Source organism: Agarivorans sp. QJM3NY_33 (assembly GCF_050870865.2).
Classification (GTDB): Bacteria; Pseudomonadota; Gammaproteobacteria; order Enterobacterales; family Celerinatantimonadaceae; genus Agarivorans.
This window is the reverse complement of record NZ_CP194039.2, coordinates 4,312,889-4,338,086: the sequence shown is the minus strand read 5'-3', so window position 1 is coordinate 4,338,086 and position 25,198 is coordinate 4,312,889. Positions and strand designations below refer to the sequence as shown.

The 25,198-nt window shown below is 44.5% G+C and carries 22 protein-coding genes and 3 tRNA genes; 13 read left to right on the top strand and 12 right to left on the bottom strand.

Annotated elements, in window-relative coordinates:
* The first annotated feature begins 766 nt into the window (after positions 1-766).
* Both ACRRSY_RS19475 and ACRRSY_RS19470 read left to right on the top strand, forming a co-directional pair.
* Positions 767-1,258 carry a molybdopterin-binding oxidoreductase gene (locus tag ACRRSY_RS19475; protein WP_432455914.1) on the top strand — a complete coding sequence of 164 codons (492 nt, stop codon included), beginning with the start codon at positions 767-769 and terminating at the stop codon, positions 1,256-1,258.
* A gap of 11 nt (positions 1,259-1,269) precedes the next feature.
* Positions 1,270-3,174, top strand: coding sequence for a putative bifunctional diguanylate cyclase/phosphodiesterase (locus ACRRSY_RS19470; protein WP_432463841.1), 1,905 nt, complete (start codon positions 1,270-1,272; stop codon positions 3,172-3,174).
* A gap of 219 nt (positions 3,175-3,393) precedes the next feature.
* Here the strand turns inward: ACRRSY_RS19470 and ACRRSY_RS19465 are convergent, their stop codons facing one another.
* Positions 3,394-3,708 carry a hypothetical protein gene (locus ACRRSY_RS19465; RefSeq protein ID WP_432463840.1) on the bottom strand — a complete coding sequence of 105 codons (315 nt, stop codon included), beginning with the start codon at positions 3,706-3,708 and terminating at the stop codon, positions 3,394-3,396.
* 86 nt (positions 3,709-3,794) lie between these two features.
* Positions 3,795-4,817 carry an EF-P beta-lysylation protein EpmB gene (epmB, locus tag ACRRSY_RS19460; protein WP_432463839.1) on the bottom strand — a complete coding sequence of 341 codons (1,023 nt, stop codon included), beginning with the start codon at positions 4,815-4,817 and terminating at the stop codon, positions 3,795-3,797.
* Between the two features lie 34 nt (positions 4,818-4,851).
* Here epmB and efp point away from each other — a divergent pair, with 34 nt between their 5' ends.
* Positions 4,852-5,418 carry an elongation factor P gene (gene efp / locus ACRRSY_RS19455; protein ID WP_432455918.1) on the top strand — a complete coding sequence of 189 codons (567 nt, stop codon included), beginning with the start codon at positions 4,852-4,854 and terminating at the stop codon, positions 5,416-5,418.
* Positions 5,419-5,773: 355 nt separating this feature from the next.
* Positions 5,774-5,992: a hypothetical protein gene (locus tag ACRRSY_RS19450; RefSeq protein WP_432455919.1), complete on the top strand. Its 219-nt coding sequence runs from the start codon at positions 5,774-5,776 to the stop codon at positions 5,990-5,992.
* A gap of 18 nt (positions 5,993-6,010) precedes the next feature.
* On the opposite strand, the gene frdD is transcribed toward ACRRSY_RS19450, so the two are convergent.
* The 4 genes from frdD to frdA are packed head-to-tail and all read right to left on the bottom strand — an operon-like array spanning position 6,011 to position 9,295.
* A complete protein-coding gene (gene frdD / locus ACRRSY_RS19445; RefSeq protein ID WP_432455920.1) occupies positions 6,011-6,364 on the bottom strand; it encodes a fumarate reductase subunit FrdD in 354 nt (117 codons plus the stop codon).
* Between the two features lie 9 nt (positions 6,365-6,373).
* Positions 6,374-6,763, bottom strand: coding sequence for a fumarate reductase subunit C (locus ACRRSY_RS19440; RefSeq protein ID WP_432463838.1), 390 nt, complete (start codon positions 6,761-6,763; stop codon positions 6,374-6,376).
* 2 nt (positions 6,764-6,765) lie between these two features.
* Positions 6,766-7,500, bottom strand: coding sequence for a succinate dehydrogenase/fumarate reductase iron-sulfur subunit (locus ACRRSY_RS19435; RefSeq protein ID WP_432455922.1), 735 nt, complete (start codon positions 7,498-7,500; stop codon positions 6,766-6,768).
* 1 nt (position 7,501) lies between these two features.
* On the bottom strand, positions 7,502-9,295 hold the full coding sequence (gene frdA / locus ACRRSY_RS19430; protein ID WP_432455923.1) for a fumarate reductase (quinol) flavoprotein subunit: 1,794 nt from the start codon (positions 9,293-9,295) through the stop codon (positions 7,502-7,504).
* Positions 9,296-9,491: 196 nt separating this feature from the next.
* Between frdA and epmA the strand changes: the two genes are divergently transcribed.
* Together epmA and ACRRSY_RS19420 are read left to right on the top strand one after the other, a co-directional pair.
* Positions 9,492-10,466 (top strand): elongation factor P--(R)-beta-lysine ligase, encoded by a 975-nt coding sequence (epmA, locus tag ACRRSY_RS19425; protein WP_432463837.1) that lies wholly within the window; start codon positions 9,492-9,494, stop codon positions 10,464-10,466.
* Between the two features lie 127 nt (positions 10,467-10,593).
* A complete protein-coding gene (locus tag ACRRSY_RS19420; protein ID WP_432463836.1) occupies positions 10,594-10,941 on the top strand; it encodes a hypothetical protein in 348 nt (115 codons plus the stop codon).
* 91 nt (positions 10,942-11,032) lie between these two features.
* On the opposite strand, the gene ACRRSY_RS19415 is transcribed toward ACRRSY_RS19420, so the two are convergent.
* From ACRRSY_RS19415 to rsgA, 4 genes are all read right to left on the bottom strand, one after another.
* On the bottom strand, positions 11,033-12,436 hold the full coding sequence (locus tag ACRRSY_RS19415) for an SLC13 family permease (RefSeq protein ID WP_432455926.1): 1,404 nt from the start codon (positions 12,434-12,436) through the stop codon (positions 11,033-11,035).
* Between the two features lie 346 nt (positions 12,437-12,782).
* Positions 12,783-16,070, bottom strand: a complete 3,288-nt coding sequence (gene mscM, locus ACRRSY_RS19410) for a miniconductance mechanosensitive channel MscM (protein WP_432463835.1) — start codon at positions 16,068-16,070, stop codon at positions 12,783-12,785.
* 115 nt (positions 16,071-16,185) lie between these two features.
* A complete protein-coding gene (gene asd / locus ACRRSY_RS19405; RefSeq protein WP_432463834.1) occupies positions 16,186-17,031 on the bottom strand; it encodes an archaetidylserine decarboxylase in 846 nt (281 codons plus the stop codon).
* Between the two features lie 12 nt (positions 17,032-17,043).
* A complete protein-coding gene (rsgA, locus tag ACRRSY_RS19400) occupies positions 17,044-18,093 on the bottom strand; it encodes a small ribosomal subunit biogenesis GTPase RsgA (RefSeq protein WP_432455929.1) in 1,050 nt (349 codons plus the stop codon).
* A 90-nt stretch (positions 18,094-18,183) separates the two neighbouring features.
* Between rsgA and orn the strand changes: the two genes are divergently transcribed.
* From orn to ACRRSY_RS19380, 4 genes are all read left to right on the top strand, one after another.
* The gene (orn, locus tag ACRRSY_RS19395; protein WP_432455930.1) at positions 18,184-18,738 is read left to right on the top strand and encodes an oligoribonuclease; all 555 of its coding nucleotides are present in this window, start codon (positions 18,184-18,186) and stop codon (positions 18,736-18,738) included.
* A gap of 447 nt (positions 18,739-19,185) precedes the next feature.
* A tRNA-Gly gene (locus tag ACRRSY_RS19390) sits at positions 19,186-19,261 on the top strand.
* Positions 19,262-19,477: 216 nt separating this feature from the next.
* Positions 19,478-19,553 (top strand) — tRNA-Gly (locus ACRRSY_RS19385).
* A gap of 217 nt (positions 19,554-19,770) precedes the next feature.
* Positions 19,771-19,846, top strand: a tRNA-Gly gene (locus tag ACRRSY_RS19380).
* Positions 19,847-19,939: 93 nt separating this feature from the next.
* Here the strand turns inward: ACRRSY_RS19380 and ppgK are convergent.
* Both ppgK and queG read right to left on the bottom strand, forming a co-directional pair.
* Complete coding sequence (gene ppgK / locus ACRRSY_RS19375; protein ID WP_432463833.1) at positions 19,940-20,677, bottom strand: polyphosphate--glucose phosphotransferase; 738 nt, start codon at positions 20,675-20,677, stop codon at positions 19,940-19,942.
* A 58-nt stretch (positions 20,678-20,735) separates the two neighbouring features.
* Positions 20,736-21,869: a tRNA epoxyqueuosine(34) reductase QueG gene (queG, locus tag ACRRSY_RS19370; protein WP_432455932.1), complete on the bottom strand. Its 1,134-nt coding sequence runs from the start codon at positions 21,867-21,869 to the stop codon at positions 20,736-20,738.
* Here queG and ACRRSY_RS19365 point away from each other — a divergent pair.
* From ACRRSY_RS19365 to ACRRSY_RS19355, 3 genes are read left to right on the top strand one after another with little or no spacing between them, the layout of a single operon-like run.
* Positions 21,868-23,406: an NAD(P)H-hydrate dehydratase gene (locus tag ACRRSY_RS19365; RefSeq protein ID WP_432463832.1), complete on the top strand. Its 1,539-nt coding sequence runs from the start codon at positions 21,868-21,870 to the stop codon at positions 23,404-23,406. The two genes, queG and ACRRSY_RS19365, sit on opposite strands and share 2 nt — an antisense overlap.
* Complete coding sequence (tsaE, locus tag ACRRSY_RS19360) at positions 23,387-23,857, top strand: tRNA (adenosine(37)-N6)-threonylcarbamoyltransferase complex ATPase subunit type 1 TsaE (RefSeq protein ID WP_432463831.1); 471 nt, start codon at positions 23,387-23,389, stop codon at positions 23,855-23,857. Before ACRRSY_RS19365 ends, tsaE begins: the two co-directional genes overlap by 20 nt.
* Positions 23,847-25,196, top strand: coding sequence for an N-acetylmuramoyl-L-alanine amidase (locus tag ACRRSY_RS19355; RefSeq protein ID WP_432463830.1), 1,350 nt, complete (start codon positions 23,847-23,849; stop codon positions 25,194-25,196). The genes tsaE and ACRRSY_RS19355 overlap by 11 nt, the downstream gene beginning before the upstream one ends.
* The last annotated feature ends 2 nt before the right edge of the window (positions 25,197-25,198 follow it).

The following is a 25,198-nucleotide window of genomic DNA, read 5'->3' as shown; positions in this document are numbered from 1 at the left end:
CTGTTGTATTGCTTTCTTCAAGAAACGCTTCTTTCTATTTGTTGCTAGCGGTATATTGCTAAGTCACTAATCGCGTGCGTCGTAGTTTAATAGACTGTTTTCTTGGAGAGCCGGTAGAAATTAAAAACAAATATGTAAATAGAGGAATAGATTACATCGTTGATAACCTTGAGAATGAATTAAAAGTAGAAGATGTAGCGCGCTATTTCCATTTGTCGAAGTTCCATTTCACTCGTTTATTCAAGGAGGAAACTGACGATAGTGTCTATGCGATGATTAAAGAATGAAAATGGAGGAGATCACCAAGTCAATCGTCATGCGTTTATCAATATGCCCAGCAACGACACGGCGGGAATACAAATAGATGACCAGAGCGAGGACATCCAAGTTTCATCTGCGCTTAAATAGCTTGCCTATCCTGTGCTGTCCAAACTTGCTTAGCTGTAACAAGATTTAAGTTCTGGTTTAATAAGTTATCAAACTTACCTATCAGCTTTGAGTGCTATACTCACTCATCTTAAAGGCCTCTTTACATAAGTGTTTACCTAACTCGCGCTAACCTTAGCTAATTTTACTTTGTGTCGTGGTGCATTGCTCCCGCTTGCTGGAAAACAATGAATAATCTTCAGTAGGGGCTGGCTTGCCTTTTTTATTGAGTATTGTTCATCCATACTCAATGGTACGATGACTGCGGCCTGTGTGGATTGTCAGGCTAAAACAGTTCATATTGTAAGCGCATTACCAAGCACGTTAAGGAGGACGAGTTATGCGATATCTGATGGCATTAAGTATGTTGTTGTACTCAGTGATGGTGTCTGCTGATTTAGCCAAACCGAATGGCCCACCGGTATTGACTCTGGCTGGTGCCATTACACAAGGTAACAATCAAGGCGCTGCTGATTTTGACTTAAAGATGTTACAGGACTTACCGCAATACTCTATCGTGACGCGTAATCCTTGGGTTGAAAGTCGTCACCATTATCGAGGCCCTCGAGTGGCGGACATACTTGAGCTTGTTGGCGCGGAGTCGACTCGTTTGATCATGGTTGCTTTAAATGACTATGAGGTGGAAATTGATTTCTCCGATATCAGTCAGTTTGATCCAATCTTAGCTTGGTCTGATAACGAACATCTTATGCGAGTGCGCGAGAAAGGCCCGCTATGGTTAATGTTACCGATTGATCAGCATCCAGAGCTGTTACAAATGCCATATAATGATTTTATGATTTGGCAATTACGCAAAATTATTGTTAAGTGAGTTGCTGACTTGTGAATTGGTTACTTCGATTACCCAAACAGTATAAGAGCTTTTTACTATCATTGGTGATTATGCTGTTTATCGTGAGCGCATTGGTTTGTGTTTACCAGCTACGCCATATTATTCGTTTATTAGAGTCCCCTAAATCAACCACCTCGTGGTCAGTGGTGCAGTTGCAAAGCGAACACCGGCGCTTTATTAGCGCATTGCGGCTTTATCGTTTGGGAGGGATAGAGAAAGATGAGCTGATGTTGCGTTATGACATCCTATGGAGTCGGATCCCTGTGCTTTTGGAAGGTGAGGAAACTGCTGGATTTCAAAGCGATAAAAATGCCACTCAGTTGGTCAGAGAGCTATTTAAAGAGATCCAGCGAATTGAGCCTTTATTGCAAGCCTTTACTCCCGATAATACCAAACTTGGACGCTTGGTGGAGCGCCTGAAGTCTTATTCAACACCTCTCAACTCTCTTGTGAATAAAGAATTTCAACGTAATAGCGAATTTGATTATAAAACGGATATTCGCTTACTGCAGTTGCAATTAATTCTGTCTTTTTCGATTGGTGCTTTACTGATCTGTGGCTCGATCTTGATTATTTGGATTGTTCGAGAGAATCATTTGAATCGCTATTTAGCGAATCATGACATCTTAACGGGTTTGCCTAATCGGGCTGGTTTACGCGAATTTATTACTAGCTTGGAAAACAATCGTCGTGATTACGCCATTATGGTGATGGATTTGAATGGCTTCAAAGGTATTAACGATAGCTATGGCCATCAATACGGCGATCAGATTTTAAATTTGGTCGGGCAGCGTTTACAGGGACAAATGCGCCAGTGTGATTTTGCGGTCCGCTTGGGAGGCGATGAGTTTGCGATTGTGCAAACGCGAGTGCGTTTGCAAGAGGATAGCGCTGGTTTTGCCCAGCGCTTAATTGAAGTAATTGAAAAACCGATGTCTTTAAAAGGGCGAGAATGTTTTGTGGGAACCAGTATCGGCATTAGTTTAGCGCTAGAGAATGACTATGATTGGTTAACGATACTGGGTCAGGCCGATACTGCGATGTATTTGGCAAAGCAGCAGTCGCGTGGGAGTTCTTGGCAGTTTTTTGCAGGGGAGATGCAATTAGCTCAAGAGCGAGAACAATTGTTGCTGAGTCAGCTACGAGAGGCATTGGAGCAGCATCAGCTTTGTTTGTTCTATCAAGCGATCGTTGACTTGTCTAAATTGCAGGTTGTTGGTGCTGAAGTTCAGGTGCGTTGGCAGCACCCAGTCTATGGGATGGTCAAACAAACTGAATTGCTCGAGCTTGCACAAGCCTGTGGTTGTGTGGTGGCTTTAGAGTCATGGGTGCTTCGAGAAGCGACCCAACAGTTGAAACTTTGGCAACATGAGTATAGTGCTAACTTGCAGCTAGCGGTTTCTATTTCATCCAGTACGCTCCATAACGATTTTTTAGTATTGGTGAATAAAGTCTTGGTTGAGAGTCGGATCTTACCCCATCGCTTGATCATCAATATTATCGATAGTAATCAACATATGTTATTGGATAGTGTGGAAGCGATCCGTGAATTACGTCGTATAGGGGTGAGTTTGTCGTTAGACAACTTTGGCAGTGCAGAGTGTCCTCTTGAATTACTGAATCATCTTCCGGTGCAATATTTACGGGGAGCGGAGTCTCTGATGTCTGAGCTTTTAAGCGCTGTCGATGAACAACCATTACTGACCGCGACAGTGTTGTTTGCGAATCGTTTAGGGGTGAAGTTGATCGTATCGGCAGTTGATAATGAACAACATTTAGCCCACCTAAAAGCGATAACCAAAGACGTTTTTGTATTAGGTGCGGCTTTCGCGGATTGGGCACCAGCTGAACGGTTTCAAGCTAACTTAGGTGATGATTTTACGGCAGACCGTTGAGCCTCGGTCATTGGTTTTACTGTTATGGCTAGTTTATTGAGCTAAAGCCATGCAGATCACATGTAAATTATGGGGCCACTTGTTATAAGTGCGATTTTAAGTGGCCCTAGAACTTCTTGCCTAGGTAAAACTAGCAGTACTGACTTAGCTGATTTCGAGGGGCTGCACATGTAACTTGTTCTGTCTCTAACCATGATGCCCAGAAAAGTGCGAACGGCTCTAATGAGTAAGGAATTTAAATTTTGCAAGTAAGCTATGTAGTTGTTCGAGTTTGGCGACGATGAGTTTAAGCTGAGTCACAAAATGTTCGTCGTCTTCGCATTCTTGTAATAACAATAAGTCACTGGCAAGCTCTTCAACATAAGGTAGAAAATGCCGATGCTGCAGTTTAAATAAACTTTCTTTAAAGAGGGCGCTAAACTTTGCTTTTCCTTGTTCTTGTTGTTGCTTAAGCAGTTCATCTGCATCAATGGCTTTGTGGTAAATATCTTTTAAATTTTGCTGGATCTGTTTAATGAGCTTGGTTTTATCCATGAGTTTTATCACTATCTTGGTGTTTAATATAGCTTAGCTTGAAGCACTAAAATGTGCCTATTCAACAAAGCGAGCACTGTTTTTGTTTAATCTAAGCCGATGTCTATCGGTGTTTTACTGGCTTTTCCGGCTTGTTCGCGAGCGAGTCGTGGAACCAAAAATCCAGGCAGTCTTTGATAAAGTTGCTGCATAATAGCAATCGCCTGCGCTTGGTCAACGTCGAAGTGGGCCGCACCCGAGACTTTATCCAATAAAAATAAATAGTAGGGCATGATATGTGCGGCAAATAAGGCTTCGCTTAGCTCACTTAAGACTTGCGCATCGTTGTTCACCCCGTTCAACAATACCGCTTGGTTGAGTAAGCAAATCCCAGCATCGTGCAATTTTAAAAATGCTTGGCTGAGTTCTTGGTTTAGCTCGTTGGGGTGATTAATGTGGCTTACCACGATGCACCTTAAGCGAGAACTTGCAAGTAATGTTACCAATTCATCGGTAATGCGAGAAGGGATCACAACCGGCAAACGACTATGGATCCGTAAACGTTTAAGGTGTGGAATTTGTTCTAGTTGTTTAATTAACCAAGCCAGTTGATGGTCGTTGGCCATTAGCGGATCGCCCCCACTAAAAATGACTTCATTAATTGCGCTATCTTGGCGAATATATTCAAGTGCCTGTTGCCAACCTGCTTTGTTAGGACTGTTATCTTGATAAGGGAAATGACGGCGAAAGCAATAGCGGCAGTTTATCGCGCAACCACCGCGAACAATAAATAGCACTCGGCTTGTGTATTTATGTAATAGACCGGGAAGCGCGGCTTGATGTTCTCCGAGAGGATCGATGCTAAATCCTGGACTGTCGAGAAACTCATCGCTACAGGGCATAACCTGACGTAGCAGCGGATCCTCTGGATTACCTTTTTGCATCCGTTTCACAAAGTTCAAGGGGACTCGTACCGGGAATAACTTACGTGCAGCGAAGTGTTGCTGGTAATTTTCAGGGTCCAGATCTAAGTATTGCAACAGCTGTTTGGGATCTGTTACTGCATTTGCAAGTTCTTTTTGCCAATTAACCTGCACAGTTGAGTCGTTTCGCGTTATTATTCGCAGCATTGAATTTGAAATAACCTTGTATGTAGAGGACTAAATGGCGTCATATAGTACCAGTGAATTCCGCGGCGGGCTAAAATTAATGCTCGACGGCGAGCCTTATGCAATTTTGGAAAACGAGTTTGTCAAACCCGGTAAAGGGCAGGCGTTTAACCGAGTTAAACTGCGTCGTCTGTTAACCGGAAAAGTATTGGAGAAAACCTTTAAATCAGGTGAGTCGGTGGAAGCCGCCGATGTCATGGATCACGAGCTTGCATTTTTGTACAGCGATGGTGAGTTTTGGCATTTCATGAATAATGATACTTTTGAGCAAGTTGCGGCTGACGAAAAAGCGGTTGGGGATACAGCCAAATGGTTGGTTGAACAAGATCTTTGCGTTATTACGACTTGGAATGAAAACCCTATTGCAGTGACTCCTCCTAATTTTGTGGAGCTTGAAGTCACTGAAACAGATCCTGGCCTTAAAGGCGATACAGCTGGTACTGGCGGCAAACCCGCAACCCTGAGTACGGGTGCCGTGGTGCGAGTTCCTTTGTTTATTCAAATTGGTGAAGTGGTTAAAGTCGACACGCGTAGTGCTGAGTATGTTGGACGAGTGAAATAAGAGCCTTCTTAAGGTTGGATTTAAAGGAGCTTGATGCTCCTTTTTTTTATATTTTTTGTTTCTCTTTAAATATAATGTATTCAATGCTTTAGAAAAAATTTCGGACGGTGTGGTGCTTGCTGCTGATAGCTTATGAACCGCGCACAATTTACCTTGCCTTAAGCGCTGTTAGATGCCCTTCAAAGATAAATACATCTAGTGAAATAAACTGGCTTCTTAGTAGAAAATTATCTTTGCCAGCTGAAAAAATTTGCGAATAAAATATTTTTGATTTAGATCAATTTTGTACTTTGCGTAATTCAGCATTGTCTGCAATGATTAACTCACGGCATTTTAATGATAAAAAGGTTACCTAATGAAAGTTGTGTCTGATTCGTCCATTGGCCATGTGAATAGAAGGTACTCAAATAAAATCAGTTTTGCTAATTACTCGGGTGATTATCCGACCGGAGTATTTGAACAGTTAGCTTGTAAGGAAGCTGAGTTGGATATGCTCAAGCAGCGAGAACGAAAGTTAGCTTTGGAAATTGCCTCTCTTAAAATCAATTGTCAGCGAGATATAAAGGCGGGCTAAATTATTAGCCCGCTTTTTCTACAACAAACCGAGTAGTAATAAGGTTGCACAGACTACCGAGCCAGCAAAAGCCACTCCGTAAAATATCGCCTTAACCAAGTTCCCGGCATGAATACCAAAGTCGTGTAAGGTATGGTAGAGGCGGTGCATACATAGCCATAGTGGTAAACTAATCACAAGCCAAATAACGGCTGCTCCAATCCAGTTTTGTGAAAAGCCGAGTAGTCTTTCATAGGAAAACTGCTCGACTGGGATGATTCCCATTGGAACCAGTATTCCGGTAATTAAAATAGCGATGGGAGTGAACAGAGCTGCAACCATGCCGCCGGCTCCAAACATGCCCCAAAACACTGGTTCGTTTGAACGTTTCATTGTTGTCTCCTATATCAAAACTAAGATTAAACCAATTAAGCTGACGACGGCTAATCCAGCATACAAGCTGGAGATGATCCAGCTGTCGGGTACTCGTTTCTGTCCCAGCCAAAGGTTTGCAGCTTTAGGTGCTAAACTAAACCAAGTCATACTATGGTAGAGCGTCCATACCAGCGTGAGCAGATGAAATGCTAGCCATAAGGGGTGGCTCATGGTGTCCAACCAACCATTGAAGGCTTCGCTGCCTTGGCTTAAGCGAAATAGGCCAAATAACAAGACAAAGCTATAGATAGCGATGACTAAACTGGAGCCTTCACGAATGATGTATTTAGTGTGAAAGGTATTTTTTAGCCACCAGGTCGCGCCCATCTTACGTTCATAAGGTTTACGTTTTGTCATGACTATTCTCCTGGCTTGAACATGGCAATGACATAGTCTTTCGCACTGTCGACTTTACCGAGTTGAATGGCTGCTGCGGGATCGACATCTTTAGGACAAACTTGGGAGCAATAACCCACAAAAGTACATCCCCAAGCGCCTTCTTCAGCGTTTACAATTTTCATCCGTTCAGCTTTACCTGCATCACGACTGTCTTGGTTATAGCGGTGCAATAACGCTAGAGCGGCAGGTCCTGTGAAGGATTTATTCAAACCATATTGAGGGCAGGCGGCATAACATAAACCACAGTTGATACACATCGAGAATTGACGATATTGCGCCACTTGTTTGGGTGACTGATTGTGGCAACCATCTTCAATAGCGCGAGTTTGGTCATTAATAATATAGGGTTTAATGGCTTCAAGTTTCGCGATGAAGTCACTCATATCAACGATTAGGTCGCGCTCGATTGGGAAGTTCGCTAAAGCTTCCAGTTTCATTCCTTTGGGGTAGTCTCGCAAAAAAGTTTTGCAGCCTAACTTTGGAATGCCATTGACCATCATGCCGCAACTACCACAAATAGCCATTCGGCAAGACCAGCGATAGCTAAGGCTTGGGTCCAATTCATCTTTAATATATGCCAAGGCTTCTAATACCGACATTTCCTGAGTATAGGGAACATCATAGCTTTGCCACACGGGTTCGTTATCGGTTTCGGGGCGATACCGAAGAATGTTAATTTTCATCACTTCAGCCATATTAGTTTGCCTCCGTTTTTTTGTTCGCTGCATCTTGGGCATCGGCCGCCGCACCATAAACGCGTTCCGCGGGAGCTGACTTGGTAATTTTCACATCGCTATAGCTAATTTCGGGTGCCATATCGGCACGATATTTCGCGAGGGTATGTTTGAGGTAGTTTTGATCGTCGCGCTGCTCGTATCCGTCGATCCGTTGGTGAGATCCACGACTTTCTTTCCGATTAATTGCAGATATCGCCATTGTTTCAGCTACGTCTAGTAAGTAACCCAGTTCAATGGCATACAGCCATTCTGTATTAAATACTTCACTATCATCCACTAATTGAATATTTTTGTAGCGCTGTTTTAATTCTGCAATTTTATCGATAGTTTGTTGCATGGTTTCTTCGGTGCGGTAAATACCCACTCCCGCTTCCATGGTTCTGCCTAGTTCATTGCGAATATCAGTTGGTTTTTCACTTCCTTGAGTTTGTTTTAGCGCTTGATACTTGGCGAGCGTTTGCTCCGCTTGCACCAGTAAACTGCTGCTGTCGCTATGTTCACTGCTTATTGCATGCTTGGCTGCTTCTTCACCGGCCACCTGGCCAAATACGGTGATTTCGGTCAGAGAGTTTGAGCCCAGACGATTGGCACCGTGTAAACCAACCGAAGAACATTCTCCAGCGGCATAAAGGCCTTTCATGGAGGTTGCACAACGACCGTTGGTTTCAATCCCACCCATGGTGTAATGCACCGTTGGGCGAACCGGGATCGGTTCTTTTACGGGATCAACACCCATATAGGCTTTGGCTAGTTCACAGATAAAGGGGAGGCGCTCGTGCAGGTAAGTTTCGCCTAAGTGAGTGAGATCGAGGTTCACATAGTCGCCATTCGGTCCTTCGATAGTGCGGCCTTTTTGTGCTTCTTGCCAAAAACATTGGCTGAGTCGGTCTCGAGGGCCTAATTCCATATACTTGTTTTTAGGTTCGCCGACAGGTGTTTCTGGCCCTAAACCGTAGTCTTGTAGATAACGATAACCATCTTTATTGGTAAGGATCCCACCTTCGCCTCGACAACCTTCGGTCATTAAGATGCCTGAACCGGGTAAACCAGTTGGGTGATACTGGACAAATTCCATGTCGCGTAGCGGCACGCCATGACGATAGGCTAAGGCCATACCGTCGCCAGTTACAATCCCGCCATTGGTATTGAAACGATAAACTCTGCCAGCACCACCAGTGGCAATGATCACCGATTTTGCCTGGATGAGTTTAGCGACACCTTCAGCGATATCCAATGCAATGACACCTTTCACTTGCCCGTCTTCAACAATTAAGTCGAGCACGAAATGTTCATCGAAACGTTTAATGCTGGGATATTTGGTTGAAGTTTGAAATAAGGTGTGCAGGATATGGAAACCACTTTTATCGGCGGCAAACCAGGTGCGTTCTATTTTCATGCCACCGAAACGTCGTACATTGACGCTCCCATCCGGGCGACGAGACCAAGGACAACCCCAATGTTCCAGTTGGGTGAGCTCTTTAGGGGCTCGTTCAACGAAAAAATCGACGACGTCTTGCTCACATAACCAATCGCCACCAGAGACGGTGTCGTTAAAGTGATTATCGAAACTATCGTGATCCTGAGCAACACCTGCAGCCCCTCCTTCGGCGGCAACTGTATGACTGCGCATTGGATATACTTTAGAAATTAAAGCTACTTGTAATTCGGGGTGTTGCTCGGCAACTTCTATCGCAGCTCTTAAGCCTGCTCCCCCAGCGCCAACAATGGCGACATCGGTTTTGATTACTTCCACGCTTTTCTCCATACGAAATAAGCCTACAGTTGATTGTGAAGCTATTGAGTTTTTGCCGTTTGACTAAAATCAAAAAGTAGCGCTACTTTGGGTGCTCAGTGGAGATAATTTGGCTTTTGCGATATAACTCCCGATTTAGATGCGAAAATGCCAGAAAATGGCGCTCAAAAAATAACTTATTTTAGGAATAGATTGCATGTCTGAAGCTCTTTGGCAACCCTCTGCAAGTGTAGAATTATTAAAACAACGTTCTGAAATTATTAGTAAAATAAGACATTTTTTTTATCAGCGTCAGGTGATGGAAGTGGATACTCCAGCATTGAGTCAAGCCTGTGTGAGTGATATCCATTTACATAGTTTTTGCACCACTTTAAGCGGCCCTGCCGCGCCAAAAACTATGCCTTTATATTTACAAACTTCGCCTGAATTTCATATGAAGCGTCTGCTGGCTGCGGGGAGTGGTTGTATTTATCAAATTGCCAAGGCATTTCGAAATGAAGAAGCTGGGCGCTACCATAACCCTGAATTTACGATGCTGGAGTGGTATCGCGTTGGTTATAACCATTTCGCGTTAATGGATGAAATGGAACAGTTGTTGGAGTTGGTATTAGGCTGTGGTTCTTGTGAGCGCTTAAGCTATCGGCAGGCTTTTGAGCGACACTTAGGTTTTAATCCTCTGGAGGCTGAGCACGTTCAATTTATGGTGGCGGCGAAAGAATTAGGCGTGGCTGACTTGGTGGCTAAAGAACCTGAACGCGATACGATTTTACAGTTGTTGTTTAGTCTCGGCGTAGAGCCTCATATTGCGCAGCAGCGTCCCTGTTTTGTATACCATTTTCCAGCCTCACAAGCTGCCTTAGCTAAAATATCTAGTACTGATCCGCAAGTGGCTGAGCGTTTTGAGCTGTATTACAAGGGGATAGAATTAGCCAATGGTTTTCATGAGTTGACCGACGCCCAAGAACAAGCAGAACGCTTCGCGAACGATCAGGCTTATCGAAAAGTAAATGGCTTAGCTGAAGCTGAGCTTGACCAACGATTTTTAGCGGGCCTAGCAGCTGGTTTGCCAGCTTGTGCTGGTGTCGCTCTGGGCATCGACCGTTTGTTGATGTTAGCGTTTGGGCAAACCCATATCCAGCAGGTGCAAAGCTTTAGTATTGAGCGTGCCTAGTTCAATATACTCATTCACTTAAATTCCCGCTTATCGGTTTAATATTTATTCTGGTAGGTACTTATCTACTTGTTTAAGCGTTTTAGAAGCGTGCAAGTATGCTGTTACATTTCAAAAATGAGCGAGCATGGAACGAGCAGAAATAATCGATTCAGGGTTTTCCACCGCTGATTCTGAATTCCCAGACATTTATATAGTTGAGGGGGATTTAGTCCTGAGATTCAAAGATTGGCAAGAAGTCCAACGTGAAGTTTTCTTTTCTGATGTTGTTGCCTTTAAATGGCAAACGATCGAAACCTTCATCGAAGGCGAAGAATACGATAGAAGCCATTTGATTAAAGATTCATCTTGGCTGGCTGAGCATATAAAGCAAGGTGAAGTCGGAGAGCAAGAAGAGTGCAAACACTTCAAGTTCAATTTTAACGGTAACGGGCAACTAGAGGTAATTTGCAATGGTTTTACGGTCAAAATGTAACAAATCAAAGCGCGCGGACTTGGTAAAGCGGTCACCTTTTTTGTTCCAAAAAGCCGTCAACTTTACCAATCCGTTGTTTGAGGCGTTAATATTACAGGAACAGCATCATTGCGATGTAGAGCAGGCTAAGTCCGGTTGCTCCAATAATCCCGCCAACTTTAATTAGGTCTTTGGTTTCGATAAAGCCAGTTGAGTAGGCTAAAGCATTTGGTGGTGTACTAACCGGAAGCATCATGCCGAGTGAGGCTGATAAGGCGACAATGATTAGCAGTGTTGTAATACCAGCGTCGCCGTCTAATCCGTTTAAGCTGGTGGCTACTGCTGCAGCAATGGGCATGATTAAGTTTGCTGTCGCGGTATTTGACATGAAGTTGGCCATGACCACACAAATGAGTGATAACACCACAATCACCGCTAAGGTTGGCAAACTCGTGAAGTCGATAGAGGTGGCGATTTTGGATGCTAAACCACTTTTTTCCAAGGCCATTCCCATGGCGATACCGCCTGCAACCAGCCATAAGACATCCCAGTTGAACAGTTTCAAATCTTCTTTACCGATCACACCGGTGAGGGTAAATATTGCGAGTGGGATAATCGCGACCACATAACTATTCATGCCATGCCAAGCGGTGCTTAACCATAATAAAATGGTCAGAGCAAAGGTACTATAAACAATATAAGCGCGAGCACTGCGTTGAAAACAACCGCTTAGCTTGAGTTCTAATATCCCTGTTTTAGAAGGATAAAGTTTACATAAGATGACCCAGGCAATTGCCAGCTGGATCACCACAAAAGGAATGCCAAAGGCCATCCAAGATGCAAATGTGATTTGCCCTTCAGGAATATATTGTAGGGCGATGGCATTGGGTGGTGTGCCAATGGGGGTGCCTATTCCCCCCGTATTAGCGGCAACAGGAATGGCTAGAACCAAGCCTTTCATCCCTAAGTCGGTACGTGGCGCTGTGGCAATGATAGGCCCCACAATCGCAAGCATCATTACCGTAGTGGCAGTATTGCTCATGAACATACTGAAGACTGCAGTGATTAACATAATCCCAAGCATTATCATAGGGATCCGCTTACCAAAGGGTTTCAGTAGTACTCGAGCGAGGTTGTTATCTAGCTCAAACTTTGAGGCGGCGATAGCGAGCGAAAATCCGCCCATAAATAACATGATTATGGGCGAAGAAAAAGCGCCAAAAATGCTCGTGTAGGGCAATAAATCACCCATGGGGCTTGGGCCTGTATCGGTAATGAAGGCACTGATCCCCTGATTGGAGATCAACACTAATTCTAGTGTAATAATTAGAAGTGAAGTGGCAAATACTGGCACCGGTTCAAAAATCCATAATAAGGCTGCTAGCACGAATATGGCGATGATACGGTGTTGAACCACGGTGAGTTCAGGTAGTGGGATCAGGCTCGTGGGGAGCGCTAAAATAATGAGTGGGATGATGAAACAAACAACAAGCTTTATATTTTTAGATGAGGTCATACTTTATATATCTCTCGGGGCCGTTGATCTTTTAGGTCAATTTTTGTTCGAGATAAAAGCGTCTTATTTGAAATGACAGGTATATTTACTTAGCGAGCTAAGTGAACACCTCTCAATCTTCCTTATTTAAGTGAAGATCTCAAACGCTTTTGGCCGAACCCTTCGGGTAGCGCTTATTGCTCATATATACTGCGTTCTTCTGCGATTCATTCTGGTGCTTATTGGCATCGGTCGGTCTTGTTAAAATGAGTAAGCTACGGCTGAAAAAACAACCAGTAAAGGTTAATCGACCCGAGAATAATCGAGTGTCAGAAGCCATGAACAGCATCTACATTACCCAAACAACCTATGGCTTATTGAGAGATACATCTAATTGTGGGTAGGCGATATCGATGTTATTTGTCGTAAACTTGTCGTTGATCAAAGTGTAAAACTCGTGAGCCATTGGTAAACGATAACGCATCTCACTTACGTAGACTCGCATCTCATATTTCATTCCATGATCTGTATACTCGGTAAAGTGAACTTCGGGAGCTGGGTTAGCCAGTACCAGACTATTATGATTGACTGCGTCTTGTAATAGCTGAGTAACTAATTGATTATCGCTACCTTGTTTGACTTGCACCGTTAATACCACGCGGGTGATGGGATCGGTGAGTGACCAGTTAACAAATTGCTCGGTAATGAATGCCTTATTTGGAACGATAATTTCCTTTCTGTCCCAATCAACAATGGTTGTTGCGCGAGTTTCAATATTTGAAATATTCCCTGTGAGTTCACGAATGGTGACGGTATCACCGATGCGGATTGGTTTTTCAAATAAGATGATTAAACCAGATATAAAATTGGCAAAGATTTCTTGTAAACCAAAACCTAAGCCAACGGTTAGTGCGGCCACTAACCATTGTAGTTTCGCCCATTCGATGCCTAATAATCCAAATCCAGTGAAAATACTGAATAGAATGACTAAGTAATTGATCACGGTGGTAATGGCGAAGCCAGTTCCGGGGCTGAGCGATAAATGCTGTAATACCATGAGCTCTAGTAGGCCAGGCAAGTTGCGAATTAATAGAGTTGCAAATAAAAATACTAATAAGGCGGAGCCTAACGAACGTAGCGTGATCGGGTCAACCATCGCTACGCCCGCACGACTGGTATTGCTTTCCCATAGGGTGATGTTATCTAAAAACGAAAAGGCACTGGTCATTTCAGACCAACTCCACAGCAACACTAAAATCAAGGCGAGTAATAGTACCGCCCGTAATAGGCCTAAGGATTGTGCGCTAATTGTATCTAAGTCGATTTCTGGCTCTTCAATGGCATCGAATGCGCCTTCATTCGATAGCTGCAGGTTTTCGTCTTCACCCTGGTCCGCTAGGCGTTGTGCGATCATCTCTGCGCGGCGAGCTTTGGCACGTTCGAAGGCAATTCTGCGACGCTGTAATAACATCCAGCGATGACTCAGGAAATAGGCTAGAAGGAACACACTGGCGATAATAGTACTCACAAGGACTTGCCAATAGACGGTATATGCAGTGGCAAAAAAACCAGCCGCTGCAGCGAATGCGGCGAGTAAGGGAATACTTATGACGGCTCCCCAAATTAGCCTCTGAGCTAATTGTGGCGCCTTAAAAATATCTAAACGGTAGTTGACGGGTAACTTGATGCGATAGAGTCGATGAAAGCCATAAGCAAGCCAAATGAGTAGACTGATGAAAGCTAGGCGAGCCAAGGCGCTATAAGCGGGTTGGCTGGTTTGCACGATACACAGTTTTAGCACAAATATGAGCGGTAAACTGATATAGGTCACATGACGGATCAGGTTTATCGCTTGGCTGATGTTGACCAGTGGCCACTTAAAGTGGGTATTAAGTAAGCCATTCTTTTGGCAAAATTGTTGCACCAGATGGAATAACCAAAGCGTCGTAGCAACGCTCATTAAGCCTTTACCAAAATCACGAGCAAAGGCATATTGCCAGTCATAGCTTAAAGCAAAGCCGACACTCCCAATCAATAGAGCGAGAGGCGTGGCAACGGCGGCGCTTAACAGCATATTACTGAGGGTGTAGGCAAATTTATCCCGAGTAATATTGCCGGTTTTTGAGTCGATGCGTTGCAGGTAACCTTTTAGCCAATGCTTTTTCAAATAGGCCACATAGACTGCGCTGGCAGCTAATGTGCTTAACCAAATTAGCCATAGCCAAGACAATTGTTGTATTGCCTGAACCACTTGCATGCGTTGCTGGGGATGAAGTAACCATAAAACCGCATCTCGCAGCTCGGTAAAAAAACTAAGATCGATGGCTTTGACATCCGCGGTCCAAAACAGTTCTTGGTTAGCTTCTTGGTGAATGGTACTCAGTTCATCATTGAGGCGGGAATAATCGAGTTTTAAACGAGCGAGTTCAAATAGGCGAGTGTCTAATTCTAAGAGATACTTGTCGGATAGCTGTTGATTTAGACGAAGCTGTTGATTAACCACGTCTTGTAGGGAAGGGCTCAACTGCGCTAATACCTTTTGTCGTTCGCTTACCTCTGCTTGATTTCGTTGGCTATACAAGACATTTTGTTGGCGGTGTTTGTTGATCCGCACGTCTACGATTTGTTGCTCTATGGGCGCGAGTGTCTTTGGCTTGGGTAAGCGGGCGATTTGCTCGCGTAAATATTCTCCGTAGGAACGGGTAACTTTTAACCACGAGACTTGTTCTTTGAAGTTGGCGAAGGTGAGCTTGATATGTTCTAACTCATCATTCACGGCTTGTTGTTGCTGAGCAATTTGTTCGCCTTGCTCGAATAGTGCGGCCAGTTGGGCTTGAAGGTTTTGGTTTTGTGCGACTAAGTCTTTTACATAAACCTGTTTGAGCAGTTCAGGTGCTTCAAAAGCTAATTGGGCGGAGAGACGCTTGGTTTCTGCACGATGCCCGATAGCCATTTGGTTCTTGAGCTGTTCTACTAAGCGTTTTTCGGCTACCTGTTTACGTTGCGCTAGAGTAATTTCAAGTTGCAACAATTCATTGCGGTGATTGGCACTTTGCGCTGCTAATTCAAGCATTGCCAGTTGGGCAGTTAAACTGGCCTCGGTAACTTGCGCTTTGACTCGTTGTGCTTCTTCAATGTCACTGAGTACACCAAATTGAAGTTTTTCTAACTTGTTGCGTATGTTCGTAAGCTGTTGTTTCAGAGGTCCACTACGCTGGTGATTCTCACTGACGTCTAAATCTATTCGATACTGATTTTGTTTTAGTTCGTCTATCCGAGTATTTGTTTGGTTGAGTTTATTCTGCCATTGACTTAATTGTTGGTTAATCTGGTTATTATCTAATATCGTTAAGTCGAGTTCGGGCGCTTGATAGTGGTTGAGTTGATTTTGCAGCGCTGACCGTAGGCTTGAAAAATTGTTGATCACATCGCGATATCGCTTGGCCTGTTCGCGATAGCTGTCTCCCTCATGCAATAGGGCTAAGGATTCTTCGTATATGAGTTGTTGCTGTTGCTTATTGAGGTTATTTGGCTGAACGTCTATCGAGTTAATCAGTCCTTGCAGTTGAGTATCACCACCAATATTTGCACTCACGTTAACGCTGAATAATAGTATCGATAGGATGAGCCTGCGAGTGACAACAGTTAGATTCATTTTTGGTCGCCAAGATTAAAGCAAGTGAACTTGCATTAAGTTTTTAATCAGAATAAATAATGGGATAAAGCCAAAATATGCGGGATGACTGGTCAAACATATTTTGGCTTCAATTTTAGGCTTTGGAGGCGAAATGGCGCCCCATGACCGTTGGTATACTTTCTGCCAGTGATGATTCAAATTCGATGGCGTCTTTAGCGAACAACATGACGACCGTCGAACCCAGCTTAAATCGTCCCATTTCGTCGCCTTTAGCGAAGTGAAGGTCTTGGTAATCCCAACTAAAAACTTGCTTGCCGCGAGGTGGGGTGACGGTTCCCGACCAAACGGTTTCTATGCTGGCAACAATGGTTGCTCCAACTAAGACCATCGCCATCGGGCCAAATTCGGTGTCAAAAATTGCGACCACTCGCTCGTTACGGGCGAATAAATTGGGCACATTGGCGGCAGTTAGCGGGTTGACTGAGAATAACTGACCAGGGACGTAGATCATACTTCTCAGTTTGCCATCGCAGGGCATGTGAATACGATGATAATCTTTTGGTGCGAGGTAAATGGTTGCAAAATCACCATCAGAAAATTCTTCCGCTAAGGCTTTATTTCCGCCAAGTAGTTCGCAGGCACTATAGTCATGACCCTTCGCTTGAATAATTCGGCCATGCTGAATTGGCCCGAGTTGACTCACTGCACCATCGACTGGATGTGCAAGGTTTTGCGCTCCATCTACAATGGGACGAGCGTCAGGTTTTAGCGGGCGAGTAAAAAAGGCATTAAAACTTGGATAGCTAGCGGGATCGGGGTTTAAGGCGTCTTGCATATCAACTTGATAGCGACTAATAAATTTTTTAATCAGCCAATGACTAAATTTGCCAGCTTCAGCTTGAGCCAACTTGCCGACTAGACGTGACAATCCATGTTGTGGGAAGCAGTATTGGGCGGCAACTTTAATTTTATCTAACACTCTGAGTTCTCGTTATTGATTGAATTTGTTTCCGGGAATGGTTCGAGGCGGCTTATTATTTTCCATTGTTTCTAATAAACGTAGGTAACTGTCAAAGCGCTGTTGTTTGATCTTGCCTGATTCTATGGCTTCTTGTATAGCGCAACCGGGATCTCCTTGGTGCTTACAGTCTCGAAAACGACATTGATTTAACCATTGACGAAATTCGATGAATCCCCATGCCACTCGTTCTTTTTCTAAATGCCACAGTTGAAATTCGCGAACTCCCGGAGAATCGATGAGTCTTCCTCCGCAGTTTAAGTGATACAAACGCGCGGTCGTGGTGGTGTGTTGACCCAAGCCAGACTGTTCGGATACTTCTTTGGTATCAATACTTTGTTCAGGTAGTAAACTATTTACTAAAGAACTTTTACCGACGCCAGACTGGCCCACAAAAATACTAGTTTTGTTGACCAAATGTTGGGCTAGCTCTTGTAAGCCTTGTTCTTGCTTGGTACTGGCATAAATTATTTTGTAACCTAAGTGCCGATAGTTCTCGAGTTGCGTATGGATGATTTTTTGTTGCTCGGGATCTAATAAATCTATCTTGTTCAGTAAAATAACGGGTTCTAAACCGACATCTTCTACCGCGACAAGGTAACGGTCGACGATATTCGTTGAAAATTCAGGTAGTACCGCGGAGACGATGACGACTTGATCGATATTGGACGCAATGGCTTTGATACCGTCGTAAAAATCAGGTCGGGTGAGTACCGAGCGTCGTTCGTGGCGGGCTTCAATGACCCCTCGAATACCAGACTGTTCTTCGTTTCCGGCGCGCCATACGACTTCATCACCAGTTACCAGAGAATCAATTGAGCGGCGCATATTACAACGAAAGATTTCTCCGTCGTTGGCCTCCACATCGGCATGTTGACCGAAGCGGCTGATGATCGTTCCTTCTTGTTGAGAGCCTAATTGCTCATCTAACCATTGGTGATTATCTTCTTTTTTTAAGCGCTTTTGTTGGTTACTTCGTACACGTCGAAGTTGTCCTTGGCTCAGTTTCTTTCTCTTGGTCACGAAAACTGCTATTCAAGTAAGGGTAATAAATCGCTATGATACCGCTTAACAAAGCTTTGCGGAAAATATTTCCAAATATAATGGGGCAACATGACTGTTAGTGAACAGAATTTAATTTGGGTGGACATGGAGATGACTGGTCTCGAGCCCATGAATGATCGTGTCTTGGAGATTGCGAGTATTGTGACCGATGCTCAATTAAATATCCTTGCCGAAGGGCCAGTGATAGCTGTTTACCAATCTGACGCGGTACTGGCGGGGATGGACGAATGGTGCACTAATACTCACAATGGCTCCGGTTTGGTTAAACGAGTTCGAGCTAGCACGATTGATGAACAGCAAGCTGCCTTGCAAACCATCGATTTTATTAAACAATGGGTGCCTCAGGGGGTATCCCCGATGTGCGGTAATAGTATCGGTCAGGATCGCCGTTTTATGCATCACTATTTACCAGAACTCGAAAAGTTTTTTCATTATCGCAACATTGATGTGAGTACGGTCAAAGAATTAGCTCGTCGTTGGCGACCTGAGATTTTAGATGGTTTTAGCAAAAGTGGCACCCACTTAGCCTTAGATGATATTCGCGAATCGATTGCTGAAATGCGTCATTATCAAAAAACTTTCTTCAAGCTGGGCGAAAACTAAGCAAACAGTTGCTTCGGGCTGTTTTTTTACCGAGGAACTATTGCAAAGGCGAATTTTCCTCGTATAATTCGCAGCCCTGAAAGACATGAACTGTTTCGGTTCACGTTTTTATGTAGGCAGCACTAGCTCAGTGTGGGAATAAAGAGTAGCGCAACCTTGGTTGAATACTCACTCATATTAAATAGTGATAAAGATTTAAGCGGCACTAGCTCAGTGTGGGAATAAAGAGTAGCGCAACCTTGGTTGAACACTCTCTCATATTAAATAGTGATAAAGATTTAAGCGGCACTAGCTCAGTGTGGGAATAAAGAGTAGCGCAACCTTGGTTGAATACTCTCTCATGTTAAATAGTGATAAAGTTTTAAGCGGCACTAGCTCAGTGTGGGATAAAGAGTAGCGCAACCTTGGTTGAATACTCACTCATATTAAATAGTGATAAAGATTTAAGCGGCACTAGCTCAGTTGGTAGAGCGCAACCTTGCCAAGGTTGAGGTCATCGGTTCGAACCCGATGTGCCGCTCCAATTTAAAGTTTTAGTTATTTACAGATAATTGAAGCAGTAAGAAAGATTAAAGCAGCACTAGCTCAGTGTGGGAATAAAGAGTAGCGCAACCTTGGTTGAACACTCTCTCATGTTAAATAGTGATAAAGTTTTAAGCGGCACTAGCTCAGTGTGGGATAAAGAGTAGCGCAACCTTGGTTGAATACTCACTCATATTAAATAGTGATAAAGATTTAAGCGGCACTAGCTCAGTTGGTAGAGCGCAACCTTGCCAAGGTTGAGGTCATCGGTTCGAACCCGATGTGCCGCTCCAATTTAAAGTTTTAGTTATTTACAGATAATTGAAGCGGTAAGAAAGATTTAAGCGGCACTAGCTCAGTGTGGGAATAAAGAGTAGCGCAACCTTGGTTGAACACTCACTCATATTAAATAGTGATAAAGATTTAAGCGACACTAGCTCAGTGTGGGAATAAAGAGTAGCGCAACCTTGGTTGGACACTCACTCATATTAAATAGTGATAAAGATTTAAGCGGCACTAGCTCAGTTGGTAGAGCGCAACCTTGCCAAGGTTGAGGTCATCGGTTCGAACCCGATGTGCCGCTCCAAATGAAAGCCCTGCATCGATGATGTGGGGCTTTTTTATGTCCTGAGTAAAACGGCTTCTGTTGTTCAGCTAACGTCGGTTTCAGTCTTGTTTGCTACTGTTGATGCAGAGCATACATTGCAGCTCCTACAATCCCCGCCTGATTGAGTCCTTGGGCCGGTAATACTTCCGCTTTTACCGTGAGTTGAGCCGAATATTTTTCAAATTTCTTACTGGCCCCTCCACCAATAATGAAGCAATCGGGAGACATTAAAAATGCTAAGCGTTGTAAATATAGGTCGAAGCGCTTTCCCCATTTTTTCCAGCTCAAATCTTCGGTCTCACGCACTCGTGCACTGATGTAATGTTCAGCGACTTGATGATTGAGAATGAGGTGACCCAATTCAGTATTTGGGAGTAACTGACCATTGACAAAGACCGCACTACCAATGCCGGTGCCTACCGTTACGACTAGTACGACACCGCGGTGTTGAATCCCAGCACCAAAGGCCATTTCAGCCATACCAGCTGCATCCGCGTCGTTGAGTACATAGCAGGGGCAATCGGTATATTCAGTAAATAGCGACTCAACATTGGTGCCAATCCAGCTCTGGTCGATGTTTGATGCCGTTTGGGCGACGCCGTGATGCACGGTGGCGGGAAAGCCACAACCAATGGGTCCTTGCCAATTAAAAAAAGCTACCATTTGTTTCATGCAAGCAGCAACGGCTTGAGGTGTGGCTGGTTGCGGTGTGGTGATTCGGTGTCGTTGGCTAATTAACTGTCCAGTTTTTGAATCTACGATGGCGGCTTTAATGCCTGTGCCACCAATATCTACGCCAAGTATATGCATGAGTTGCTTCCATTCTATGGGTTACAAAAAGTGTAACAGAAGTTGCATAAGCGAAACATCAGGCATCACGAGATAATCCTTTCTCTACAATACGGATCAATCTGGCCGTTTTGCGGGAGGCTTGGGCAGCCCTGTTTTGTTGTTGTTTGATGGCCCAGTCGATATGTTGTTGTACTTGCTCGGTGACGCCTTGTTTATTTTGTAGTTGTTGCAATATTTGCTCGGAGTAAGGCGCGTTACCTAATGCAATTGCAATGTTACGTAGCCATTGTTGATGGCCGATGCGTCGAATGGCAGAGCCTTCAGTTTTGCTTAAGAATTCCGCTTCAGTCCATGCGAATAGAGCTAAGAGGTCTGGTTGGTTGAGTTGTTCCCGCTTGGCAAAGTCTGGTTCTTGGCTTAGCTGAGCATAGCGATTCCAAGGACATGCCAGCTGGCAGTCGTCGCAGCCATAAATTCGATTGCCCATAAGAGGGCGCAAGTCTTCATCGATCACGCCGTCATATTCGATGGTGAGATAAGATATACAGCGCCGAGCATCAACTTGATAGGGCGCGACGATGGCCTGAGTTGGACAGATGGTTAAGCAAGCCACACAATCACCACACTGATGTTCAACCGCCTGGTCGCAAGGCAGGGGGAGGTTGATAAACAGTTCTCCCAAAAAAAACCAAGAACCAGCATCCTGATTAATGAGTAAGCTATGCTTGCCGGTCCAACCTAAACCCGCTTTGGTGGCGAGTTGACGTTCTAGAACTGGGGCTGAGTCGACAAAGGGACGCATGTTTAGCTCACTATCGCAATATTGGCTAATGGCCTTGCCCAGCTGATTGAGTCGTTTACGCATTAATTTATGATAATCTCGGCCTAAAGCATAACGGCTGATATAGGCTTGTTCGGTATGGTTTAAACTTTGGGCAAATTGGGCGTGTTCAGGCAAATAATCCATACGAACTGAAATGATGCGCATAGTGCCTTCATGCAATAACTCAGGATGCTTGCGAAGCTCGACATTGCGCGCTAAATAATCCATCTCGCCGTGGTAGCCTTTTTCTAACCAGCGTTCCAGCTGTTGATGATGTTGACTAAGATCCACATCTGTAATGCCAATTTGCTGAAAACCTAGCGATTTAGCAGTGAGCTTGATATGTTGAACCAGCTGATTCAGGTCTATTTCGGATGGTAGGGGCATGGGGCAAAAGCACGGTTTATTTACCGCAAGTTTACCACAAAGTTTGTGGTCAGCCGAAGCGGTGAAAGCTCAAGAAGCAGTATTGGCCATAAAACAAGGGCTTAGTTTGTTCACGCTGATGGAGCGTGCAGGGCAAGCAGCTTTTGCATTTCTGCAACATCGTTGGCCCAATGCACGGCGTTTATTGGTATTTGCTGGTGGCGGTAATAATGGTGGGGATGCCTATGTATTAGCGCGACTCGCGAAGCAAGCCTATTTACAAATTCAATTGATTGAACTTGGTTTGGCCGAACGCTTGCCTGAAGAGGCCCGATTGGCTCGACAGGCATGGTTAGCGGTCGGTGGAACGCTCGACTCTATGGCGGCCTTTGAGGGCCCATGTGATGTGATTGTTGATGGTATATTCGGAACTGGGCTTGCCGGTGAAATACGTGAACCTATTGCAGGCTTGCTGACGAAGATTAACCAATTATCTGCACCAGTGTTAGCCTTAGATCTTCCTTCCGGTTTGTGTGCTAATACAGGGCGTATTTTTGGCGTTGCACTCAAAGCTAGCGCAACGATTAGTTTCGTTGGTTTAAAACAGGGCTTATTTACCGGCCAATCTGCTGATTATGTGGGAGATTTGGTGTTCGCTGGATTGGGGATTGGAGATGATTTTTCCCAAATGAATCGCAGTCGAGTGGAACGAAATTTACCCGCTCCATTGTGGACTTTATTAGCGAAACGCAGTCGCGTGGCACACAAAGGCCAATGTGGTCGCTTAGCTCTGCTGGGGGGGAACCTCGGTATGCCGGGGGCAATCCGTTTGGCTGCAGAAGCAAGTTTGCGCACTGGTGCAGGTTTGGTCAATGTGCTCACTAAACCAGAACATCTTGCGTTGATGTTGGCGGGGCGACCCGAATTGATGGTGATGGGCGTTGAGCTTGAACAGAGGTTATTACTGAAAGATTTATTAGCCAAAGCAAATAGCTTGGTCGTTGGACCGGGCCTCGCGCAAGATCGTTGGGCTGGTTTTCTATGGACAGAAGCCTTGGCTCGGAAATGCAATTTATTGGTTGATGCAGATGCTTTAAATTTGTTAGCACAGCAGCCTGAAAGGCGGGACAACTGGGTACTTACACCACATCCAGGCGAGGCGGCGCGCTTGCTGCAGTGTTCCGTGTTGGAGGTTGAACAAGATAGGATTGCTGCAGCACTGAAGATCCAGCAGCGCTTTGGCGGCGTTTGTGTTCTTAAAGGTGCTGGTACTATTATTGCGGGTGATGGTAAGAAGGTAAAAATATCGACCTTCGGTAATCCGGGAATGGCATCGGGGGGGATGGGAGACGTATTGTCTGGTATCATCGGCGGTCTGATTGCGCAATTGAGTGGGCAGTATGGTTTATTTGATATTGCCTGCCTTGGCGTTAGTATTCATGGCATGGCGGCAGACTTCGTTGCGGAGCAAGGTGAAAGAGGCATGTTAGCCTCCGATTTGATGCCTTATATAAGACAACTGGTGAATCCAAATAGTAATGAAAATCTGGCAAACTGAATTAAATGACGCACAAGCGACGGTTGCTTTAGGTGTCCGCCTCGCGAAAGCTTGTGAGCAAGCCTTGGTGATTTATCTGGCGGGTGATCTTGGCGCAGGTAAAACAACACTCACGCGAGGCTTTGTCCAAGGTAAAGGGCATCAAGGTAAGGTAAAAAGTCCAACTTACACTCTGGTTGAGCCTTATCAACTGGGTGAGTGGCGAGTCAACCATTTCGATTTATATCGCTTAGCCGATCCAGAGGAACTAGAATTTATAGGGATCCGCGATTATTTTGGTGAAGATTGTTTATGTATCGTTGAGTGGCCAGAGAAAGGGCTTGGTTTTTTACCCGAGCCAGATTTGCTAGTTGAGTTGGCATATCAGGGGGAGCAGCGTTGCGCCCAAGTGAAGGCCCTCAGTGTTCAAGGAGAGAGTATCGTGGAGCAGTTGAGTCAAGATGCGGTTTAATGTTTTGTCTGGTCGCTGGTTGTGGCTCAGTCTCTATTTAGTGAGTTGCTTGGCCTACGCAGGTAGCTCCGTCTCGGGGGTTAGGGTATGGAGTGGTCCAGATAATACTCGGATCGTGCTCGACCTTTCAGCCGCACCTGAGTTTAGCTACTTTAATTTAAAAAAGCCGGATCGTTTGGTGCTTGATTTAAAGAATAGCCAAATGAAGGTTGAACTGAGCAAAGTCGATATCTCTGGTCGATTGGTTAAAAAAGTTCGAGCGAGTACCCCTAAAGAAAAGGACGCTTATCGGCTGGTTGTTGAGCTGAATCAGCCAGTTACGCCAGTGGTATTTGCGCTTAAACCAACGGGTAATTATGGCCATCGCTTAGTGATTGATTTACCTGACAAGGTAGGTTCCGCGGCCACAAAAAAGAAACAACAGCAGATCTCGAAAACTAAAACTCAGCAGCAGTTGGAAGGGAATCGAGACATTATCATTGCGATTGATGCTGGCCATGGTGGCGAAGATCCTGGGGCGATTGGTCGCCGTAAAACTTATGAAAAAAGTGTCACTTTAGCCATTGCTAAGCGAGTACAGCGTTTAATTGATAAAGAGTCGGGATTGAAGGGCGTGTTAATTCGCCAAGGGGACTACTTCGTTAATTTAAATAAACGTTCGCAAATCGCACGTAAGAGTAAAGCTGATTTTCTGGTCTCTATTCATGCCGACGGCTTTACTTCTTCGCAGCCTAAGGGGGCTTCGGTATGGGTCGTATCTACTCGCCGTGCAAAGAGTGAGGTAGGCAGACATCTGGAAGATCACGAAGCAGAATCAGACTTATTGGGAGGGGTTGGTGAGTTAATGAGTAATACTGACAATGATGCGCATCTCAACTTTGCCCTGATTGACATGCAAATGGATTATTCGATGAATACCGCTTATCAAGTGGCAACACAGGTCTTAAGCCAACTCGGTAAGGTCACTACTTTACATAAGAAAAAGCCAGAACATGCGAGTTTGGCGGTGTTAAAATCGCCCGACATTCCATCGATTTTGGTTGAAGCTGGTTTTATTACGAATCACAAAGAAGAGAACTTATTGCGCTCTGGTAACCATCAACAAAAACTTGCCAAGGCCATTGTATCTGGGATTAAAAAGTATTATCAGATGAAACCTTTATCTGGAACTTTGTACGCGAAAACCTATGGTGTAAAAAAGCACACGGTTAAAAAAGGTGAATCTTTGTCGGTATTAGCCTCTCGTTATAAGACTAGCGTCGCCGGTTTAAAAAAAGCCAATAAGTTATCTTCAAATACGCTCAAAATTGGTCAGGTTTTGACCATTCCTAATAGTTGATT

Excerpts from the sequence above, each read along its gene's own strand:
- ACRRSY_RS19475 (WP_432455914.1), top strand. The coding sequence starts at position 767 with ATGCGATATCTGATGGCATTAAGTATGTTGTTGTACTCAGTGATGGTG.
- ACRRSY_RS19465 (WP_432463840.1), bottom strand. The coding sequence starts at position 3,708 with ATGGATAAAACCAAGCTCATTAAACAGATCCAGCAAAATTTAAAAGAT.
- epmB (WP_432463839.1), bottom strand. The coding sequence starts at position 4,817 with ATGCTGCGAATAATAACGCGAAACGACTCAACTGTGCAGGTTAATTGG.
- efp (WP_432455918.1), top strand. The coding sequence starts at position 4,852 with ATGGCGTCATATAGTACCAGTGAATTCCGCGGCGGGCTAAAATTAATG.
- ACRRSY_RS19450 (WP_432455919.1), top strand. The coding sequence starts at position 5,774 with ATGAAAGTTGTGTCTGATTCGTCCATTGGCCATGTGAATAGAAGGTAC.
- frdD (WP_432455920.1), bottom strand. The coding sequence starts at position 6,364 with ATGAAACGTTCAAACGAACCAGTGTTTTGGGGCATGTTTGGAGCCGGC.
- ACRRSY_RS19440 (WP_432463838.1), bottom strand. The coding sequence starts at position 6,763 with ATGACAAAACGTAAACCTTATGAACGTAAGATGGGCGCGACCTGGTGG.
- ACRRSY_RS19435 (WP_432455922.1), bottom strand. The coding sequence starts at position 7,500 with ATGGCTGAAGTGATGAAAATTAACATTCTTCGGTATCGCCCCGAAACC.
- epmA (WP_432463837.1), top strand. The coding sequence starts at position 9,492 with ATGTCTGAAGCTCTTTGGCAACCCTCTGCAAGTGTAGAATTATTAAAA.
- ACRRSY_RS19420 (WP_432463836.1), top strand. The coding sequence starts at position 10,594 with ATGGAACGAGCAGAAATAATCGATTCAGGGTTTTCCACCGCTGATTCT.
- ACRRSY_RS19415 (WP_432455926.1), bottom strand. The coding sequence starts at position 12,436 with ATGACCTCATCTAAAAATATAAAGCTTGTTGTTTGTTTCATCATCCCA.
- mscM (WP_432463835.1), bottom strand. The coding sequence starts at position 16,070 with ATGAATCTAACTGTTGTCACTCGCAGGCTCATCCTATCGATACTATTA.
- orn (WP_432455930.1), top strand. The coding sequence starts at position 18,184 with ATGACTGTTAGTGAACAGAATTTAATTTGGGTGGACATGGAGATGACT.
- ppgK (WP_432463833.1), bottom strand. The coding sequence starts at position 20,677 with ATGCATATACTTGGCGTAGATATTGGTGGCACAGGCATTAAAGCCGCC.
- ACRRSY_RS19365 (WP_432463832.1), top strand. The coding sequence starts at position 21,868 with ATGGGGCAAAAGCACGGTTTATTTACCGCAAGTTTACCACAAAGTTTG.
- queG (WP_432455932.1), bottom strand. The coding sequence starts at position 21,869 with ATGCCCCTACCATCCGAAATAGACCTGAATCAGCTGGTTCAACATATC.
- tsaE (WP_432463831.1), top strand. The coding sequence starts at position 23,387 with ATGAAAATCTGGCAAACTGAATTAAATGACGCACAAGCGACGGTTGCT.
- ACRRSY_RS19355 (WP_432463830.1), top strand. The coding sequence starts at position 23,847 with ATGCGGTTTAATGTTTTGTCTGGTCGCTGGTTGTGGCTCAGTCTCTAT.